General features: G+C 68.9%; 19 protein-coding genes. 8 read left to right on the plus strand and 11 right to left on the minus strand.

What is annotated here, in order from left to right; translation table 11 throughout:
* Window positions 1-148 precede the first annotated feature (148 nt).
* Complete coding sequence (locus tag VFY73_RS10780) at window positions 149-2335, plus strand: cytochrome P450 (protein WP_329718492.1); 2187 nt, start codon at window positions 149-151, stop codon at window positions 2333-2335.
* Window positions 2336-2363: 28 nt separating this feature from the next.
* Here VFY73_RS10780 and trhA read toward each other — a convergent pair whose 3' ends face one another.
* Window positions 2364-2981, minus strand: coding sequence for a PAQR family membrane homeostasis protein TrhA (gene trhA / locus VFY73_RS10785; protein ID WP_329718494.1), 618 nt, complete (start codon window positions 2979-2981; stop codon window positions 2364-2366).
* A 17-nt stretch (window positions 2982-2998) separates the two neighbouring features.
* Window positions 2999-5827, minus strand: coding sequence for an AMP-binding protein (locus VFY73_RS10790; RefSeq protein ID WP_329718496.1), 2829 nt, complete (start codon window positions 5825-5827; stop codon window positions 2999-3001).
* 196 nt (window positions 5828-6023) lie between these two features.
* Here VFY73_RS10790 and VFY73_RS10795 point away from each other — a divergent pair, with 196 nt between their 5' ends.
* A complete protein-coding gene (locus VFY73_RS10795; RefSeq protein ID WP_329718498.1) occupies window positions 6024-6230 on the plus strand; it encodes a CsbD family protein in 207 nt (68 codons plus the stop codon).
* 87 nt (window positions 6231-6317) lie between these two features.
* Here the strand turns inward: VFY73_RS10795 and VFY73_RS10800 are convergent, their stop codons facing one another.
* The 4 genes from VFY73_RS10800 to VFY73_RS10815 all read right to left on the minus strand — a co-directional run bounded on the left by VFY73_RS10800 (window position 6318) and on the right by VFY73_RS10815 (window position 8875).
* Window positions 6318-6527: a dodecin gene (locus VFY73_RS10800; RefSeq protein ID WP_329718500.1), complete on the minus strand. Its 210-nt coding sequence runs from the start codon at window positions 6525-6527 to the stop codon at window positions 6318-6320.
* 10 nt (window positions 6528-6537) lie between these two features.
* Complete coding sequence (locus VFY73_RS10805; RefSeq protein ID WP_329718502.1) at window positions 6538-7314, minus strand: VOC family protein; 777 nt, start codon at window positions 7312-7314, stop codon at window positions 6538-6540.
* A 68-nt stretch (window positions 7315-7382) separates the two neighbouring features.
* A complete protein-coding gene (locus VFY73_RS10810; RefSeq protein ID WP_329718504.1) occupies window positions 7383-8459 on the minus strand; it encodes an SRPBCC domain-containing protein in 1077 nt (358 codons plus the stop codon).
* Window positions 8456-8875 (minus strand): metalloregulator ArsR/SmtB family transcription factor, encoded by a 420-nt coding sequence (locus VFY73_RS10815; RefSeq protein ID WP_329718506.1) that lies wholly within the window; start codon window positions 8873-8875, stop codon window positions 8456-8458. Before VFY73_RS10815 ends, VFY73_RS10810 begins: the two co-directional genes overlap by 4 nt.
* A gap of 210 nt (window positions 8876-9085) precedes the next feature.
* Here VFY73_RS10815 and VFY73_RS10820 point away from each other — a divergent pair, with 210 nt between their 5' ends.
* From VFY73_RS10820 to VFY73_RS10835, 4 genes are all read left to right on the plus strand, one after another.
* A complete protein-coding gene (locus VFY73_RS10820) occupies window positions 9086-10081 on the plus strand; it encodes a hypothetical protein (protein ID WP_329718508.1) in 996 nt (331 codons plus the stop codon).
* A 145-nt stretch (window positions 10082-10226) separates the two neighbouring features.
* Window positions 10227-10856: a flavin reductase family protein gene (locus tag VFY73_RS10825; protein WP_329718510.1), complete on the plus strand. Its 630-nt coding sequence runs from the start codon at window positions 10227-10229 to the stop codon at window positions 10854-10856.
* 83 nt (window positions 10857-10939) lie between these two features.
* Window positions 10940-11656, plus strand: coding sequence for a molybdopterin-dependent oxidoreductase (locus VFY73_RS10830; RefSeq protein ID WP_329718512.1), 717 nt, complete (start codon window positions 10940-10942; stop codon window positions 11654-11656).
* Window positions 11653-12192, plus strand: a complete 540-nt coding sequence (locus VFY73_RS10835; protein WP_329718514.1) for an NYN domain-containing protein — start codon at window positions 11653-11655, stop codon at window positions 12190-12192. The genes VFY73_RS10830 and VFY73_RS10835 overlap by 4 nt, the downstream gene beginning before the upstream one ends.
* A 38-nt stretch (window positions 12193-12230) precedes the next feature.
* Here the strand turns inward: VFY73_RS10835 and VFY73_RS10840 are convergent, their stop codons facing one another.
* The 4 genes from VFY73_RS10840 to VFY73_RS10855 are packed head-to-tail and all read right to left on the minus strand — an operon-like array spanning window position 12231 to window position 15748.
* Window positions 12231-13511: an ABC transporter permease gene (locus VFY73_RS10840; RefSeq protein ID WP_329718516.1), complete on the minus strand. Its 1281-nt coding sequence runs from the start codon at window positions 13509-13511 to the stop codon at window positions 12231-12233.
* The gene (locus VFY73_RS10845; protein ID WP_329718518.1) at window positions 13460-14611 is read right to left on the minus strand and encodes an ABC transporter permease; all 1152 of its coding nucleotides are present in this window, start codon (window positions 14609-14611) and stop codon (window positions 13460-13462) included. Before VFY73_RS10845 ends, VFY73_RS10840 begins: the two co-directional genes overlap by 52 nt.
* On the minus strand, window positions 14608-15039 hold the full coding sequence (locus VFY73_RS10850) for a DUF2141 domain-containing protein (RefSeq protein ID WP_329718520.1): 432 nt from the start codon (window positions 15037-15039) through the stop codon (window positions 14608-14610). The genes VFY73_RS10845 and VFY73_RS10850 overlap by 4 nt, the downstream gene beginning before the upstream one ends.
* Window positions 15032-15748: an ABC transporter ATP-binding protein gene (locus tag VFY73_RS10855; protein ID WP_329718522.1), complete on the minus strand. Its 717-nt coding sequence runs from the start codon at window positions 15746-15748 to the stop codon at window positions 15032-15034. The genes VFY73_RS10850 and VFY73_RS10855 overlap by 8 nt, the downstream gene beginning before the upstream one ends.
* A 122-nt stretch (window positions 15749-15870) precedes the next feature.
* Here VFY73_RS10855 and VFY73_RS10860 point away from each other — a divergent pair, with 122 nt between their 5' ends.
* Both VFY73_RS10860 and VFY73_RS10865 read left to right on the plus strand, forming a co-directional pair.
* On the plus strand, window positions 15871-16497 hold the full coding sequence (locus VFY73_RS10860; protein WP_329718524.1) for a TetR/AcrR family transcriptional regulator: 627 nt from the start codon (window positions 15871-15873) through the stop codon (window positions 16495-16497).
* On the plus strand, window positions 16484-17542 hold the full coding sequence (locus tag VFY73_RS10865) for a DMT family transporter (RefSeq protein ID WP_329718526.1): 1059 nt from the start codon (window positions 16484-16486) through the stop codon (window positions 17540-17542). The genes VFY73_RS10860 and VFY73_RS10865 overlap by 14 nt, the downstream gene beginning before the upstream one ends.
* Before the next feature lie 24 nt (window positions 17543-17566).
* Here VFY73_RS10865 and VFY73_RS10870 read toward each other — a convergent pair whose 3' ends face one another.
* Window positions 17567-17872 (minus strand): hypothetical protein, encoded by a 306-nt coding sequence (locus VFY73_RS10870; RefSeq protein WP_329718527.1) that lies wholly within the window; start codon window positions 17870-17872, stop codon window positions 17567-17569.
* Window positions 17873-18060 lie beyond the last annotated feature (188 nt).

Consider the following 18060-nt stretch of genomic DNA (forward strand, 5'->3'; position numbering starts at 1 on the left):
CCTGCGCGCGCAGCGGCACGTGGATCACTCGATCACGACACTACGGCACCGGCTCAGCTACACCCTGATCGCACGCCTCGGGCAGTGCCCCTGCTGCGGCAGAGCAAGCGCAAAGCTACTCTTGTGACACAGTAAGATTAGGACCCTCATGGAAGCCAACACCTTCACCACCACCGTCTACGCGGCCACCGGCGACAACAAGGCCTTCGCCTACCTGCGCCACCTGCCGCACCTGAACGAGTGGACGCTCGGCAGCCGCATGGTCACGCGCATCGACGACGACACCTGGATGGGCACCGCCTCGGGCTACCAGACCATGCTGTGCTACCACGTGCGGCCGCTCGAACACCCGAACTTCCTGGCCATCGAATGGCAGTGCGGCTACCGCTACCGCGAGTACTTCAAGCAGTACCCGGTGTTCGTGTTTCCGTCGCGTTATGTCGATCCACAGGGTGACGAGAGCGGCAGCTACATCCACTGGATCAGCGTGATCGACCCGGTCCGCCGCACGCCGATGATCATGCAGGGCATCGCCGCGGTGCACCAGTACGAAGGCCGCGGGCTCAAGGCCGCGCTGGAGCGGCGTGAGCAGCTCGGTGCACCGGCCCCTGGCCGCTGGCGCATCGAGACCGACACGATGTATGTCGACGCGCCGATCGAGCTGGCGGTGGCCGAACTGAATGACCCTTCGCGCCTGCCGCTGTGGGCACCGATGTTCCGCCCCGATCCGCGCGGCGATGGCCGCGACTTCTTCGACGAGTATGACCGTCGTGTTCGCGTCACCTTCACGCCCCACCTGCTCGACGACTACATGCTGGTGGAGCAGGATTACGCGTACCCCGACCAGGCCGTCGTGCATCGCCACCCGATTGTGTTGATCCCGTCGTCACGTGCGTTCTCGCCCGCGGCATCGGGCTTCCTGCTGCACCGCATCGGCTTCTGGGACAACCGGGCCGCGCCGAGCTGCGGGCGCCTGGGGCCGCAAGAGCTGGCCGCGGAAAACATGGCGATCAAGCGCCGTGTCGAAGCCGCAGCCGGCAACTTGGCCGCGTTCGCGCGCGGCATGAGCTATGCCGCCGAAAGCTGCGCAGCGGCCACGCCAGCCAACCACACCGATGGCAGCCACGCGCCGCCGGACATCTTCTCGCCGGCTTTCGCCGACGACCCGTACCCTGCCTACCGCCGCATGCGGGACGACCACCCGCTGTACTTTCACGGGCCGTCGCAGGCCTGGATCCTGAGCCGTTACGAGGATGTGCAGGCCGCGCTGCGGCTGCCCGAGTTCACGACCCACAGCTACGCGGCGCAGACCGAGCCGCTGCTGGGCCGCACGATCATCCAGCTCGACGGGCACGAGCACAACCTCCAGCGCCTGCTGCTGGCGCCGGCGTTCCGCGGCGCCAGCATCCAGCAGCGCTGGCAGGCGGCGATCGAGCGTGTGGTCGACGAACTGGTGGCCGGCCTCGTCGGGCAACGTGAGCCTTGCCTGGTGCGCGACTTCGCGGCCCAGTTGCCGGTGCGCATGATGGTCACGATCCTCGGTCTGCCGGTGGCTGACCGCGAGCGATTTCGCGGCTGGTATGCCGGGCTCATCCGCGCCGCGCTCAATCTGCAGCGTGACCCGGCCGTGGCCCGCGCCGGCGAGCGTGCTCGCGCCGAACTCGGCGGCTATCTGCGGCCGCTGATTGCGCGCCGCCGCCGCGACCCTGGCGATGACCTGATCTCGCAGCTCACGCAGGCCGAGGTCGAGGGCCGCCGGCTGGCCGACGAAGAGATCGTGCGCTTCGGCATGCTGATGGTGTTCGCTGCCGGCGAGACGACCGAAAAGGCCCTGTCGACCACCTTGCGCAACCTGATCGCCCACCCCGAGCAGCTGGCGCGGGTGCGCGCCGACAGCAGCCTGGTGCCGCGCGCGGTGGCCGAATCCTTGCGCTACACCGCGCCGACCCACATGGTGCCGCGCCGCACCAGCGCCGAGGTCAGGGTGTCCGGCGGCGTGTTGCCGACCGGTGCCGAGGTGATGTGCTTCCTCGGCGCGGCGAACCGCGACGAGCGGCGCTTCGGCGACCCCGACCGCTTCGACATCGACCGGCCCGAGGCCGACCCCGAGCTCGCCTTCGGCCCGAAGGCGGCCCACCTGGCTTTCGGCCATGGCCGCCACTTCTGCCTTGGTGCGATGCTGTCGAAGTTCGAGACCTGCATCGCCATCGAGCGCCTGCTCGCTGCCACCCGAGACCTGCGTTTCGCGGGCGGCCAGGCACCGCCCGACGGCGGGTTGTTCCTGCGCGGGCCGTCGACGCTGCCGGTGGAGATCACCTGCTCGCATCGAGGCTGAGGCGGCGGCGTTGCCGCGGCGGGTTGACTCACAGCACGTAGTGCAGGATGGCGACATAGTGCAGCGCGCTGCCGGCGATGACGAACAGGTGCCAGACGCCGTGCGCCCAGCTGAGCCGCGAGTCGAGGGCATAGAAGACGAGCCCCACCGTATACGACACGCCGCCCGCCGCGACCCATGCGAAGCCCGCCGTGCCCAGCACCTGCAGCAGCGGCACCAGTGCGACCACCGCCACCCAGCCCATCACGAGGTAGATCACCACCGACAGGATGCGCGCCCGGCCCATTGGCCACAGCTCCTGCACGCCACCGATCACGGCCAGGCCCCACACCACGCCGAACAGCGTCCACCCCCAGGGCCCGCGCAGCGTCACCAGGCAGAACGGGGTGTAGCTGCCGGCGATGAGCAGATAGATGCCCTGATGGTCGAGCTTTCTCAGAACGATCTTGGGGCGACCGCGCAGGCTGTGGTAGAGCGTCGAGAACGAGTACAGCAGCACGAGCGTGAAGCCGTAGATCGAGACGCTGACCACTTTCCAGGTGTCACCGTCGACGGCGGCCAGCACGATGAGCACGATGGCGGCAGGCAGCGCCAGCACGGTCGCGCCAAGGTGCGTGAAGGCGTTGAATTTCTCGCCGTAGTACATGGGCCTGGCCGGCTTGCTCAGGCCTCGGCGGCATCCGGCTCGCCGCAATGCGCCAGGATTTGCGCACGCGCCGCGTCGCGCAGCGCCGCCGCGGCGGCAAACGTGTCGGCCGCGCCGGCCGGTGCGAACAGGGCCTTGCCGATCGTGACGGCGACGGCGCCGCGCCGCGGCAGCCATTGCCCGTCGCGCAGGATCGCGCGCGTGCCGCAGATGGCGACCGGCAGCACCCCGACCCGCCCTGCCACCGCCGCCGCAAACGCCCCCAGCCGGAACGATGCGAGCCCTGACGCCCGACGGAATGTGCCTTCGGGAAAGAACCCGAGCGATGTGCCGGCCGCCACTTCGTCCGCCAGCCGCCTTGCCGCCTCGACGCTTTCGCGTGGTTCGAAACGCTCGACGAACTGCACGCCCAGGCCACGCAGGTAAACGCGTGCCAGCGCATGGCCCAGTAACTCACGCTTGGCGACCAGGCTGAAATGGTGCGGAAGGGCCGTGAACAGGGCCAGGCCGTCCAGGTAGCTGGCATGGTTGGCGACCAGGACGCAGGGCGTGTGCGGCAGGTTCTCGAGCCCGCTCACCGTGAGCGGCATGCCGGCGAGCCGCAGCATGGTGCGTGCGGCCAGCCGGTTCACGCGCCATGCTGCAGCCGGGCTCGGCGCGAGCGTCGTGAACAGCCATGCCGGCGGGGCGAGCAGCGCGAAGACCAGCCAGCCGTAGAGCCCATACAGGACCTGCGCAGCGGCAAAGGCAAGGCGTCGCAGCTGGGGTGCCAGCGAGCCGGCCGCCAGGCGCACCACCTGCCACCAGGCGGCGTGCGGGTGCGCACCGACACGCCCCTGCTCGTACAGCTCGCGGCAAGCCACGCGACGCAGCTTGCCGCTGGAGGTCTTCAGCACGGCGTAGGGGGGCGCCAGCACGATCTCGTCGGGCGGCTCGCCAAGCACCTTCACGGTCACGTCGAGGATGCGTGCACGAAGCGCGTCCTGTTCGGGTGAACCGGTCTCGCGGGTTTCGGCGAGCACCACGAGGCGCTCGGTGCCGGTGGCGGCGTCCGGGCTTCCGAACACGGCGACGCAGCCTCGGCGCACCCCGGGCACCGAGCCGACAGCGTCCTCCACCTCGTGCGGGTAGATGTTGCGACCGCCGCGGATGATGATGTCCTTCACGCGGCCGGTCAGGTAGACCTCGGCATCGGCCATGTAGGCGCGGTCGCCGGTGTCGAGCCAGTCGCCGTCGAACAGGCGTTCGGTCTGCTGCGGGTTGCGGTAGTAGCCACGGGTCGCCGAGGGGCCCTTGAACTCCAGCCGCCCTTCGACGCGCTCGCCCACCTCGCGGCCAAGCGCATCGACGATGCGCACCTCGTGCCCGGGCAGCGGGCGGCCGCAGCAAACGAACTCCAGTGCGCTGGTGTCGGCGGCTGCGGCCGGCTCGGCCCGGCCTGCGCCGCTGAACGCCCCGCGGTTCACGCGGTCGATGCGGGGCCCGCGACCCAGCGGCGGGCACAGCAGCCCGACGGTGGATTCGGCCAGACCGTACACCGGCGTCATGGCCTCAGGCCGGAAGCCGCGGCGCGTGAAGCGTTCGCTGAAGCGGCGCAGCGTCTGCGGTAGCACCGGCTCGGCGCCGTTGGCGGCCAGGCGCCACGAGCGCAGGTCCAGGCCCTCGCTGCCGGCCTCGTCGATGCGCTTGACGCACAGCTCGTACGCAAAATTCGGCGCGGCGCTGATGGTGCCCCGGTACTGCTGAATTGCCCTCAGCCAGCGCTCGGGGCGGGCGAGGAACGCGAGCGGCGACATCACCACCAGCGGCGCCGCGAAGTACAGGCTGGCCAGCCACACGCTGATCAGGCCCATGTCGTGATACAGCGGCAGCCAGCTCACGAACACGTCGTCGGGGCGGATGCCGATGGCCTGGCCTTCCGCGCGGATGTTGGCCAAGACGTTCGCGTGCGTGAGCACCACGCCTTTGGGGTCGCCCGTGCTGCCGGAGGTGTACTGCAGGAACGCGATGTCTTCGCTTCGAACGGCCACCGGCAGCGCAGAGGCCGCACCCGCGCTCAGCTCGGGCAGCGTCAGGACCCGGCGCAACCCGGCCACACGAGCCTCGAGCAACCGCGCAACGCCACGCGCCTCGGGCACCGTGACGAGGATCGACGCCTGCGCGTTGGCCAGGATGCCCGCATGGCGCCGCACGTGTTCCTCAATCTGCGACAGGCGCGCGGGCGGATAGATCGGCACGGGGACGCCGCCGGCTCGAAGCACGCCAAAGAAGGTGTGAAAGTACTCCGGGCTGGTCGGCAGCATGATCGCCACCGTCTGCCCCGGCTCCAGGCCTTGTTCCTGCAGCCCGGCGGCAACGGCGCCTGAACGCTGCTGCAGCGCCTGGTAGCTGATGGGCGTCGCCTCGTTGTCGCCGAGATGCACGATGTGAACCCTGGCGCCGTGGGCCTGCGCGTGCCAGTCGAGCACCTCGACAAGGGTCGCGGCAGTCACCGGTTCGGCTGGCGCGGCTTCGGCCCAGGGCGTGGGCGGAACAGCCGGCACCGCGGTGGCAGGCGTCTTCGTGCCGCTGCGCAGCGCCACGAGCAGGTCGCGCAAAGTCACGGCGCTGGCCAGCACCTGCTCCGGCAGGTCGGCGCCGAACGCGCGCTCGATGCGAACGGCCAGTTCCACCCGGCTCAGGCTGTCCAGCCCCAGATCCTCGTCGAGCGCACTGTCGAGCGTGAGCGGGCGATGGTGTGCGGCACCCGCCTGGACCTCGGCAAGAAATTGGCGCGCCAGTTCCAGCGCCAAGGCTTCCGTGCGGGTGCGGTCGCCGATGTCCTGCCCGGCTGTTGCGACTGCCATCTTCCACGCTTCAAGACGAACCGAAAGGCCTCGCTTCGGCCTTTGCGCCGGCGCAGCGAGGGGGAAATTCGATGCGCAGACTTTGTGGCGTGCAAACGCTGCGCCGATTGAGCCCGCGCAATGCCGTTCTCGGCTCGCGGCCTAAGGTGCCCCCGGTGGCTTGTCCACCCCCCTCAACTCACTTCAAGGTGATTGCATGAACAAGGATCAAGTCAAGGGTGCCGTCAAGGAAGCAGCAGGCAAGGTGCAGCAGAAGGTCGGCGAGATGGTCGGAAGTTCGGAGCAGGAGGCCAAGGGCCTCGCCAAGAAGATCGAAGGAAAGGTGCAGCAGAAGGTCGGCGACGCCAAGGAAAAGCTCGCGCACGCGAAGGAAACGCTGAAGGACGCGAAGGACAAGGCCTGATCAACGCTCGACCCGCCGATGGCGCCCGGGCGGGCGCGGGCGACCAGGCCCGGCCCCCCGCCACCCACGGCGCAGGGCGGGCCTGGGTCAGTCCTCGACGCGGAAGCCGACCTTCAGCGTGACTTGGTAGTGGTCGATCTTGCCGTCCGCCACATGCCCGCGCGTCTCGAGCACCTCGAACCAGTCGATGCGGCGGATGGTCTTGGCCGCCGTTTCGATGGCGTTGCGGATCGCGTCGTCGGTGCCGGAGGTGGATGTGCCAACAATCTCGACCAGCTTGTAGACATGGTTGGCCATCATGGGCTCCTTACATCGTCGGATCGGGTTTCAGGATCGCGATCGCCGCGCCGAGCGAGTCGCCGAAGATCGCGATGCGGCCGACGGTGGGGATGTCGGTCGGTGGCATTGCGGTGAAGCCGGAGCCGAGCATCTGCGCCTTGGCGAAGGTGGCGTCGCAGTCTTCCACGTGCACATACGGCAGCCACATCGTCGGCATCGGCTCCTTCGGCTGGAACAGGCCGGCGCGGCCTTTGTCGCCAGCGGTGTTGAGAATGTAATAGGTGCCCTGGTCGCCCATGTCCATCGTGCTGTGGGTGTAGCCGAAGGCTTTCTCGTAGAAGGCGAGTGCCTTCTTCGCGTCACCGGTCGACAGCTCGTTCCAAATGAAGCCGCCGACGGGCACGTCGCCATCGGGCTCGTCGCCGTTCGTGCTGGTCCACAGGCAGAAGGCGGCACCGGTCGGGTCGACCAAGCCTGCGCCGCGGCCCACCGACGGGAAGTCGGTGGGTGGCAACACGACCTTGGCGCCGGCGGCGGTGGCGGCCTTCACGCCCTCGTCCACGCTGTTGACCGACATGTAGCTGATCCAGTGGTTGGGCGTGCCGGAATCGGCCGTTCGCAGGCCGCCGATGCCCTGGTTGCCGTTGAGCAGCATGTGGTACGTCTGGCCGCCCACCGGCATGGCCTCGGTGTGCCAACCGAACAGCGGCTCGTAGAACGCGCGGGCTTTGGCCAGGTCGTTCGAGAAATGCTCAAACCAGATGAACTTGCCGGGCAGGTGCGGGGTCTTGTCGGTGGGTTTCACTTCTTTCGTCCTTTCCTGTGGGCGCGGGTGGCGCCAGGTTGGTGCAGTGGCCGCTGGGTGGCGGGTGCTCAAGGGGCGGTCGTGACGAAGCTGGGCCTCTGGCGGATGACGCCCTGGGCCCGGCGGATGTTCGGCATGTCGGTCAGCAGGCGCTTGCCTTCGGGCATTTGCTCCAGGTAGTGCAGGATCGGCGCGACGAACAGGTCGGCAAACGAGATGCCGTCGCCGGCGATGAAGTCGGCACGCTCGTACACCTTCTCCAGCGCGGCCAGCTGCGCCGGCATCTCGCCGAGGGCCTGGTCGATCACGCGGCGATCAGGCTGGCCGCCGTCGCCTTTCGGGAAGAGGTACTGCATCACGTAGCGTCGCACCATGGTGTCGTACAGGTAGCAGTTGACGGCGCTGACCCACTGTTCGCACTGCACCCGGTCGCTGATGCGGCCGGGCGTGAGCAACGGGCCGTCGCCGAACGATTCGTCGACGAAACGCAGGATCGCGATCGTTTCCCAGATCGCGGCTTCGCCGTCCAACAGGGCCGGCATGCGGCCAAACGGGTGCACGGCCAGCAATTCGGGTGAATGCGCGGCGACGGGCTTGAGTGTGACCGCCACGCCCTTTTCCGCAAAGCCCATGCGGGCGGTGCGCACATAGGGGCTGCGCGCGTCGCCGAGCAGCGTGAGTGTGCCGGCGGTGCCCTGCGGGTCGACCAGGTCGTTGAGCTTGTTGAAGCATGAGTCCCAACCGTGGCGGTGGTTGCCGCGCTCCAATGCGTTGCGAAAGCCGCTGTGGCGCATGCGCATCTCGGTGCCGCCATCGCGGCCGACAAAGTCGACCTCGATCAGCGTTTGCAGGCCTGCGAGCGGCGACTCATCGCCCTCCCAAGCCCAGGTGTAAGTCAGCCGGCCCGGCGGGTCGAGCTCGACGAATTGGCCACCGACCGCGAACTGGTGGCCGTCGCGGCCCCGCATCTGCAGGTGGTAGGCGCCGCCGACCCGCACATCGGCATTCACCTCGACCGTCATGCCGCGTGGGCACTGCCAGGCGGCCATCAACTCGGGCTGCACGAAAGCCGCGTAGACCTTCTCGCGTGGCGCGCGGAAGAAGCGGGTCATCGTCAGCTCGAAGTTTTCGTTCGGGGCATTCATCGCGGTTTCCATTTCAGCGGGGTATGGGCGCGCGGGGCGCGGGTAGATGGGCGGCGCGGGTGTGCGGGCGCCTGCGCAGGTGCGGGGGCAGGGCGGGGCGCTTCCAGCAGCTCGGCCAGCCGGTCGAGGCTGGCCTCCCAGTAGCGGCGGTACTGCGCCAGCCAGTCGTGCGCGCCCTGCAGGCCCTCGGGCCGCAGGTGGCAGATGCGCCAGCGCGCGTCGACCTGGCGCTCGATCAGCCCGGCGTCTTCGAGCACCCGCAGGTGGCGAGACACCGCGGGCGCCGAGATTGCAAAGGGCTGTGCCAGGTCGCCGACGTGGGTGTGGCCCTGCGCCAGCCGTGCCAGGATGGCGCGGCGCGTCGGGTCGGCCAGCGCGGCGAAGGCGGAACTCAGCGGGTCGGTGGCAGGTGGCATGATTTCATTTAACAAGTTGGTTAAATGAAAGTCAAGCCGCCGGCGGCCCTGAGTTCACGACGGCACTTGCGGGCCTCTTGCCGGCGCGTTGATGACAAACGATGACAGGGCGCCGCAATCCGTCATCGATTGCCATCACCGGTGACACCCTCGGCGGCGACATCGGCCCACAGTCGCGGCACCCCAACGAGACACTGAAAGGGAATTGCGATGACCGATCTGCACTGGTCCACGACCTGGCTGCTGGCATTGGGCACTGCCGCCGCCTGCACCGCCGCCCAGGCACGCCGCGAGCCGACGATGGCCGAGCGCATCTCGGCTGCCCACAGCACGGCCGAGAACAACGCGTTCTGCCAGGACATCCGCCCGTTCTACTGGTCGGTGGGCGATGCCACGGGGGTGCGCACCGATGGCCGGGAGGGCCTGATGGCGCCAGGCGCGACCACCAAGATGTCGATCGCGTCGGCGTCCAAGCTGATCCATGGCGCCTACGTGGTCGAACAGCTCGGCGGCGTGCTCACCGACGAGCAGGCAAGCCTGCTGAACTTCACCAGTGGCTACACCGAATTCGACCGTTGCCTGAAGGACCAGACCGTGGCCGAGTGCCAGTCGTTCCGCAACCGGGTCATTCACAATGGCCGTTACGTGCCGGAGCACGCCGGCCGCTTCTACTACAGCGGGGGCCACATGCAGAAGCAGGCGGTGGACATCGGCCTCGGCCCTGATGACAACGCCGCGCTCGCCGCGCACGTCAACGCCCAGCTGGGCGGCGCCGCCTTCGAGTACATCCAGCCGCAACTCGCCGGCGGTGTGAAGACCAGCGCGGCGGAGTATGGGCGCTTGTTGCAGAAGATCGTGGCCGGTCGCCTGAAGATCAGCGGCCTGCTGGGCGCGCATGCCGTCTGTACCAACCCCGAGACCTGTCCGACGGCCATCTACACGCCGATCTCGCCGAACGAGAGCTGGCACTACTCGCTGGGCCATTGGGTCGAGGACGATCCGGTGGTGGGTGACGGGGCGTTCAGCAGCGCCGGCGCATTCGGCTTCTACCCGTGGATCCAGAACAAGAAGCGGTGGTGGGGTGTGGTCGCGCGCGAAAGCCTGGACCACCTGGATGACCCTGACCACAGCCATCATCCCGGCGCCAAGTCGGCCTACTGCGGCCGGCAGATCCGTGCCGCGTGGGTCAGCGGGCAGCCGCGTTGAAAGCCCGGCGCGCGCAGGCCGGCTGACCCGCAAAGCCTGTGTGCGCGTGCGCGCAGGCTTTCTTCGAACGGTTCGTTTCGCAGCGAAGCAATCTCACCGGCGGCTCCATAGAGTCGCCGGGGTCAGCCACTTTGCCTTGCGCCCGATGAACCACCGACCCCCCATCTCGACCGAGATCGCGCCCAGCATCCTCTACTTCGGAACGCCTGTTGCGCTGATCAGCACCTTGAGTCTTCAAGGTCGTACCAACGTCTCACCGATGTCTTCGGCCTGGGCGCTGGGCGATCGCGTCGTGCTGGGCCTGGCGCAGGCCAGCCAAGGCTGCGAGAACTTCCTGCAAACGCGCGAAGCGGTGGTCAACCTGCCCGGGCCGGCGCAGTGCGCCGCGGTGGAGGCGCTGGCGCCAACCACCGGAAGGCATCCGGTGCCCGGCCACAAGCAGGCCATGGGCTACCGGCATGAAGCCGACAAATTCTCGTTGGCCCAGTTGACGCCGGTCTCGTCGCGGTTCATCAGCCCGCCCCGAATCGCCGAGTGTCCGCTGCAACTCGAGGTGCGCTTGCTGGCTTCCTACGCGGCGACGATGGTCGATGGCGACGACCCCGGGTTCGTGTTGCTCGAAGCGAAGGTGCTGCAGGTCCACGCGCACGTGGACATCGTCGTGCCCGACAGCCAGCATATCGACACCGGGCGCTGGAGCCCGTTGCTCTATGTCTTTCGCCACTACTTCGGCACGGGTGGCCGGCTGGGTCGAAACTTCCGCGCCGAGACTTGAAGGGGTGCCTCGGGCGACTACCATCGCGCGATGCCTCACTGCAGTTACCCGTGCCGATGCCAGACGCTCTTCGAGGTGGTCGCATGAGCGCGCCGCCGCCATTGCCGCCCGGCCAACGCGAAACCGAAGACTTTCCGCGCTTCGGCCTGACGCCGTTTGCCGTTCGTTTCCCGACGACCGTCGACGCGATTTCGCTGCAGGTCAGCGGCGATGTGCAGACGCCGCTGGACGCCGGCCCGGCGCTCGCCTCGCTGTCCCGCGTGGAGCAGCAGTCCGACTTCCATTGCGTGACCACCTGGACGCGACGCGGCTTGCCCTGGGGCGGTGTCCGCTTTGCCGACTTCTACCGCGAGGTCGTCGTGCCCTTGGCGGGCGCCGCGCCCGAGGCCAGCTTTGTCGTGCTGCGCGGGCAGGACGGTGCCCGCACCAGCCTGCCGCTCGAAGACCTGCTCGCGCCCGACGTTTTGCTCGCCGATCGCCTGTTCGGCCAGCCGCTGTCGATCGAGCACGGTGCGCCGCTGCGGCTGGTGGCGCCCGCGCACTACGGCTACAAGAGCGTCAAGCACTTGAATCGCGTCGAGTTCTGGCGCAGCGGCGCGAACTACCGACCGTTCGGCCTGCGCTTCATGGTCCATCCGCGGGCCCGCGTGGCCCACGAAGAGCGCGGGCAATGGGTGCCGGGCTGGCTGCTGCGCCATCTGTACCGGCCGCTGATCCGCCCGACGGTGGCGCGGTTCGAGCAGGCGATGCGGCAACGTCTGCAGTCGTCCGGTGCAGGTGAGCCAGGGGAGCGTTCATGAAGACCGTCTGGGTCATCGACGGGGCCTACCTGTTCAGCTACGGCCGCACGCGGCCGTTCGACTACCTGAAGCTGAAGAACGAGCTGGTGCGGTTGAGCGGCGGACCGATCCATGAGAGCTACTACCTGAACTCGACCCGCGACCCGGCCGACGACGCGCGCAACGCCTTCCACACCTGGTTGAAATCGGCGCCGCCACGCGGGCCGAAGATCCGCGTGCAGCTCTACCAGCTGAAGGACGTGCACCTGACTTGCGTGAACTGCAACCACCAGTTCGACCGCGAGGTTCAAAAAGGCGTGGACGTCGGCATCGCCACGCTGATCGTCAAGCTGGCGGCGCAGAACCTGTACGACCGCCTGATCCTCGCGGCCGGTGACGGCGACTTCGAGGACGCGATCGATTACGTGAAGTCGGAGCGCCAAAAGGAAGTCTGGGTCTGCGGCTCGCAGACCAACCTGTCGGCCGACCTGCAGTCTTATGCCGACAACGTGGTCTGGCTGGAAGACCTGCACCCGGCGATCGACAAGGGCGCCTGAGCCCCGCTGCCGCGCGCGGCTCGCGCCGCGCGCTCCGCTCAGACCTGCACGAGCGCCTGCGCCACCGACGCGCGCACTGCACGCTGCGCCGGAGGCCTGGCCGCCAACAGCGACACGACCATCACCAGCGCGACCCAAGAGGCCACGCCCCACCACGTCACCGCAAAAGGCAACGGGGCCACGAAGCCGAGGCCGCCGATCAGCGCATCGAGCAGCGCCGTCAACGGCAGCGACAACGCGAAGGCACCGAGGCTGCTGATTGCCCCGATCCACTGGGCCTCGGCGTTCACCAGGCGCAGCAGCCGGCGCGGTGAGGCGCCCAGCGTCTTCATCACGGCCAGTTCACGGCTGCGCTCGACCACGCTGATGCCCAGGCTGGCGGCCAGGCCCAGGCTGCCCACCACCGCCATCACGGCCGCCATCGCCAGCAGCGCGCGGATCAGGATCACGATGTGGTCGCCCATCGCGGTGCGCAGCTCGGTCAACGGCTGGGCGGTCTGCACGTGGCCGCCGGCGGCCGTGACCAGGTCGTCGATGCGCCGGATCAGCGTATCGCGCTGCTGGGCACCGGTGGCGTGGGTGGCCACGCGCAGCAGCCGGGCCCGGCCTTCGGTGCCGGTGCGGCGCGCGAAGGCGCTGTCGCTGACGTAGGCGACACCGGCGGCACCGATCTCTTCGACCACACCGACCAGGCGCCATCGGCTGACCACGCCGTCGATCGACAGCGACACGACGTCGCCCAGCCGCAACCCGGGCTGCTGTGCGATGGCCGCGTGGTTCAGCACCACCGCGTCGTCGTCGCCGGGCTGCAGCCAACGCCCGCTGCGCAGCGGAAAGTCGACCAGCCGCGTCGCCGGTGGCGGTGCCATGACGGCGAAGCTGCCGTGGCCCTTGTCGGGGTAGCCGTGCGACACGTCGATGCCGTTCGGGTTGGCGAACGCGGCCTCGCTGTAGCCCCAGGCCTCGACGGCGCGCACCTCGGGCATGGCTATCAGCGCTTCGCGCAGCGCGATGGGCTGGGCCTGGTGCAGCCGCAGCTCGACGTCGTAGTGGCGAGTCAGGTAGACCTTGTCGATCGTGCGTTCCCAGCTGCCCGATACGTTCAGCGCGGTCATGAACATCGCGCCACCGGCGGCCAGCAGAAAGACCGTCAGCGCCAGGCGCGTGGGCCGCCGCAGCACGTTGCGCAGCGCCACCGGCCAACGTGCCGATGCGGCGCCGAGCCAACTCGGGTTGGCGCCGTGGCGGTCGATTGCTTCGCGCACGGTCACGCGGCACGCACGCCACACCGGCAAAGCGGCCACCAGGGCCGGCGCCAACAACCCTCCAGCACCTGCGCCGCCCAGACCCAGGCCGGGGGCAAGCTGCTGCCCAGCGTGAAGTTCAGCAGCGCGGCGACCGAGAACGCAAAGCCGCGCGAGCCGGCGTAGGCCATTGGCATGGCCAATGCCAACGACACCAGGCCAATGGCCGCGACCAGCAGCAGGTACATCGCCGCCAACTGGCCGGTGCGCGCGCCCAGTGTCTTCATCACGCCGATCTCGCGCACCTGGCGCGCCAGCAGCGCGGCGAGGTTGTTGGCCACCAGCACGCCGCTCAAGAGGAGTGCCATCAGGCTGAAGGCCAGCAGCACGAACAGGATGGTCGTCATCTGGCGCTGGTGCGGGTGCTGGCGCGGCGGCGGTACCCGCACTTCGCTGACCGGCACACCTTGCCGTTGCAGGTCTTCACCCAGCGCGGTGGCCGCGGCTTGCACTGCCGCCATGGTTTCGGGCACGCCCTGGAACCGCACTCGCAGTTCGTGCAGCCGGCCGTCCTCGCCCAGGGCCTTGAGCGTGTCGCGCGACAGGTAGGCATAACCCATTCGTTCCTGCCACGCTGGCGCCAGGCCGGGGTCGTGCACCAGCCCGCTGACGGGCACCTCGGCCAAAGCCCCGTTCGGGGTCTTCAGCTGCAGCCGGCCGCCTGCCTCGGCGCCGAGCACGCCTGTGGCCGTGCGCTCGAGCATCACGCCGCCGGTGGGTGGCAGTGCAGCGCCGGCCTCGAGCGTGAAGCGGCTCAGGCGCAGGCCGCTGAACTCGTCGACCACGAACAGCAGCAGCGGCCGCCAGTCGTTGCCGACCCGGGCCCGCGCCAGGATCACGTCCCGCGCTTCGGCGCCGGCCACGCCGGGGTGACGGCGGGCCAGCGCGAGTACCGCGGCATCCACGTCACCCGGCAGTTCCAGCGTCGCGTGGGCCGGCTCGGTTTGAAGGTAGTTGGCCTCGATCTCGCGCGTCAGCACCGCATAGGCGCCCAGCACCGCGCCGAACGCGCCCAGGCTGACGGCCACCGCCATCAGCATCAAGGCGAAGCGGCCGCGCTCGGCCTGCAGGTCGCGCCAGAGTTTTTGCCAGCGGCTCGGCCAGGTTCGGCTCATCGCACCCTCACTTCAACCGTGGGCATGTCGGGTGTGAACTGGAACTGCAGCTTGTCGAAGCTCGGCATGCCTGAGCGCCAGCTCAGCGACCAGCCGTTGGAAAAGCCCAGCGGTTCGGCGGGCAGCCGCAGCAGGTTGTGGTCCAGCGTGCCGTTGTCGTTTTCATCGTGGAAGACGATGACGGCGTAGCGGCCCGGGGCCAGGTTGGCCCATTGGAACAAGGCCTGCCCGGCGTGGGTCTCGGCGCTGGCGGTCTGCCGTCCGGGCCCGAACACGTCGTCGCCCTCGGCGAACAGCTTCGCCACCGCGTGGCCACGTTCATGGGCGAAGCCGGTGGCCTGCACGGTCAGCGCGCCGGTGTCGGGTGCCGCCAGCGCCGGCATCGTTGCGGCCAGGGCGGTGGCGAGAAACAGCAAACGTTCATGCATGGCGCAGCTCCCTTACCGCCGGGGTTGCCGGGCGTCGGGCCTCGTTGCCGACGACCCTTCCGTCGGCCAGGGTCACGACACGGTCGGCGACGGCGCTGATGTCGCGCTCGTGCGTCACCATCAGCACCGACTTGCCGTGGCGGGCCAGCGAGGCCAGCAGCGACAGCACTGCGTCTGCGGTGTGGGTGTCGAGGTTGCCGGTGGGCTCGTCGGCCACGATCAACAGCGGGTCGTTGGCCATCGCGCGGGCGATCGCCGCCCGTTGCTGCTGTCCGCCGGACAAGGCCGACGGCAGCTTGTGCGCCTGCTCGGCAATGCCCACCTGCTCCAGCAATTGCAGCCCGCGCTGGCGCGCCTCGGCCCCGGCGAAGGTGCCGCAGAAATCCATCGGCAAGGTGACGTTCTCCAGCACGGTCAAGGTCGGCAGCAGCTGGAAGAACTGGAACACCACGCCCAGGTGGCGGCCGCGCCAGGTGGCGAGCTGGCTTTCGTCGAGCCGGTGCACGGCCTGGCCACCCACGTGCACTTCGCCGCGCGTGGGGCGGTCGATCCCGGCGATCAGGTTGATGAGGGTGGACTTGCCGCTGCCCGACTTGCCGACGATGGCGATGAACTCGCCAGCCGGCAGGGTCAGCGTGACGTTGTCCAGCGCGGGTGTGCCGCCGTCGGGGCCAGGGTACACCTTGCTCAATGAGCGCAGTTCAATCATGGGGCTGTCGTTCTATAGTGGACACGTGTCCATCTTCGTGGGCCGTGCCCTGGCTGCCCAGGCACAGCAGCGGCCTCGCCGTCTGCTACTGGACACGAACCGCGCTGCTGTCCAGGAACGCCATGCCGCCACGTGCCCCGTCTTCACCCCCCACCGCTCCGGCCGACGATCGCCGCAGCGTGCGCACGCGAGATGCGTTGCGCGAGGCGCTGTTGATGCTGATCCTCGAGCGCGGCTGGGACGCGATCGCGGTGCAGGACCTGTGCGAGCGGGCCAACATCGGCCGCTCGACCTTCTACACGCACTACCCGAACAAGGACGCGCTGCTGGTCGGCTCGCTGAATGAATTGCGCGCGATGTTGCGCCAGTCCGCCAAGGCCAGTCGCGGGGATGGCCAGTCAGGTGACTTCGGGTTCGCGCTCGGCCTGATCGAACATGCCCACGAGCAGCGTCGCCTGTTCAGGGCGCTGGTGGGCCGGCGCAGCGGTTATGTCGTGCAGCAACGTTTCAAGGAGATGGTGATCAAGCTGGTGGGCGAAGAACTGCCAACCGGCGACGCACCAGGCTTGCCGCGAGCCGCGGCGCAGCGCTGGATCGCGGGCGCCTTCGTCGAACTGCTGGGCTGGTGGGTGGAGCAGCGCAGCCTGCTGCCGCCTGCCGAGCTGGCCGCCATGTTCGAGGCATTGGCGCGGCCGGTCTGGCTGACCTTGTTGACACAGCCTGCGGAGGTCCAGCATGCCGGCGGCTGAGGGCATTCGATGGCCCGCGCTGCGCGGCGGCCTGCTGGCCTTGTTGGCGGCGGCGTTGTTCGGAGTCAGCACACCGCTGGTCCAGCGTTTTGGTGTCGGCATCGGTCCGTTCGAAACAGCCGCGCTGTTGTACGCCGGTGCAGCCATCGTCGGTGCCTTGTCGAGGCGGCCCGCTGACCGGGAGGCGCGATTGGCCAAAGGTGACGCCGGCCGCCTGTTGGCGATGGCGGGTTTCGGCGCGGTGCTTGGCCCCGTGGCGCTGGCGTGGGGGCTGCAGCGCACCAGCGGGACCAGCGCATCGCTGATGCTGACGCTGGAGGCCGCCTTCACGGCCTCGTTGGCGTGGCGGATGTACGGCGAGACGATGGACCGGCGGGTATGGACCGCGATGCTGCTGCTCGTGGCCGGTGGCGCCGTGCTGGTGCTCGACCAGGCCCGCACCGCCCAGGCGCAGCTGTGGGGCTTGTTGGCGGTCTTGCTGGCGACGGCGGCCTGGGGCGTGGACAACGCGCTGTCACGCGCGCTCGCGGAGCGCGACCCCAGCCAGGTGGTGATGGCCAAGGCGGGCCTCGGCGCGGCCGCGTCGGCAAGCCTGGGCTGGGCCATGGGCGAGGGGCTGCCTGCCGCGACGTCCGCGCTCGCATTGCTGCTGGTGGGCGCCACCGGTTATGGCTTGAGCCTGCGCTTCTACCTGCTGGCCCAGCGGGCCTTCGGCGCGGCGCGCACCGGCTCGGTCTTCGCCTTCGCGCCGTTCATCGGGGCTGGATTGGCCGTGCTGTTGGGCGACCGCTCAGCCGGGTGGTTGATGGCGGGTGGCGGCGCGCTGATGATGGCCGGCGTTGTGCTGCACCTGGCTGAATCGCATGCGCATGAGCATGAGCACGACTCGCTGGAGCATGAACATGCCCATCGCCACGACGATGGGCACCACGACCACGCGCACACCGAATGGCCGGTGGGTGGACACAGTCATCGGCACTCGCACGCTGCGGTGCGCCACTCACATCCGCACGTGCCGGATGCTCACCACACGCACCGGCATTGATTGGCGCGAGCGCCGGCGCGTGGCCTAGAGTTTGTCGTCGGGATTGATCGCACCTTCCACGGCATCGCGAACCGGTGCAGAAACGGCCTTGCCCAGCGACTCCGCGATACCTTCGTCCTGCAGCTGGTCGGGATCGATCGGCTGGCCGTAGGACGACGCATCGTTGTCGCCGTCATCGGGAGGCGGGGTGCCTAGGCCGACCGCCTCGCGCTCGGGCCATTCGGCGTCGATCGGCGCCGCTGCGTCGGCGTGCTCGACGTCGCGCTCGCGCGTCGTTGCGTCATCGATGGGCATGTTCGTCGACGGGTCAGGTCGGGTTTCGCGATGCATCGCAGCCTCCGTTCGCCGCCTTCGGCGGCCACGTTCCGATGATGCCGCTCGAGCTGCACTGCCGCCGCCCGATGGCAGCGGGAGCTGGCGTAGTCCGCTGCCTACACCCGGCGTCGCATTCGCATCACTGGCGAAAGACGTATCAAACTGATGCAGATATCCCTAGAACCAATTTTTCACCGCCAGCG

The organism is Ideonella sp. (assembly GCF_036277275.1).
Classification (GTDB): domain Bacteria; phylum Pseudomonadota; class Gammaproteobacteria; order Burkholderiales; family Burkholderiaceae_C; genus Ideonella.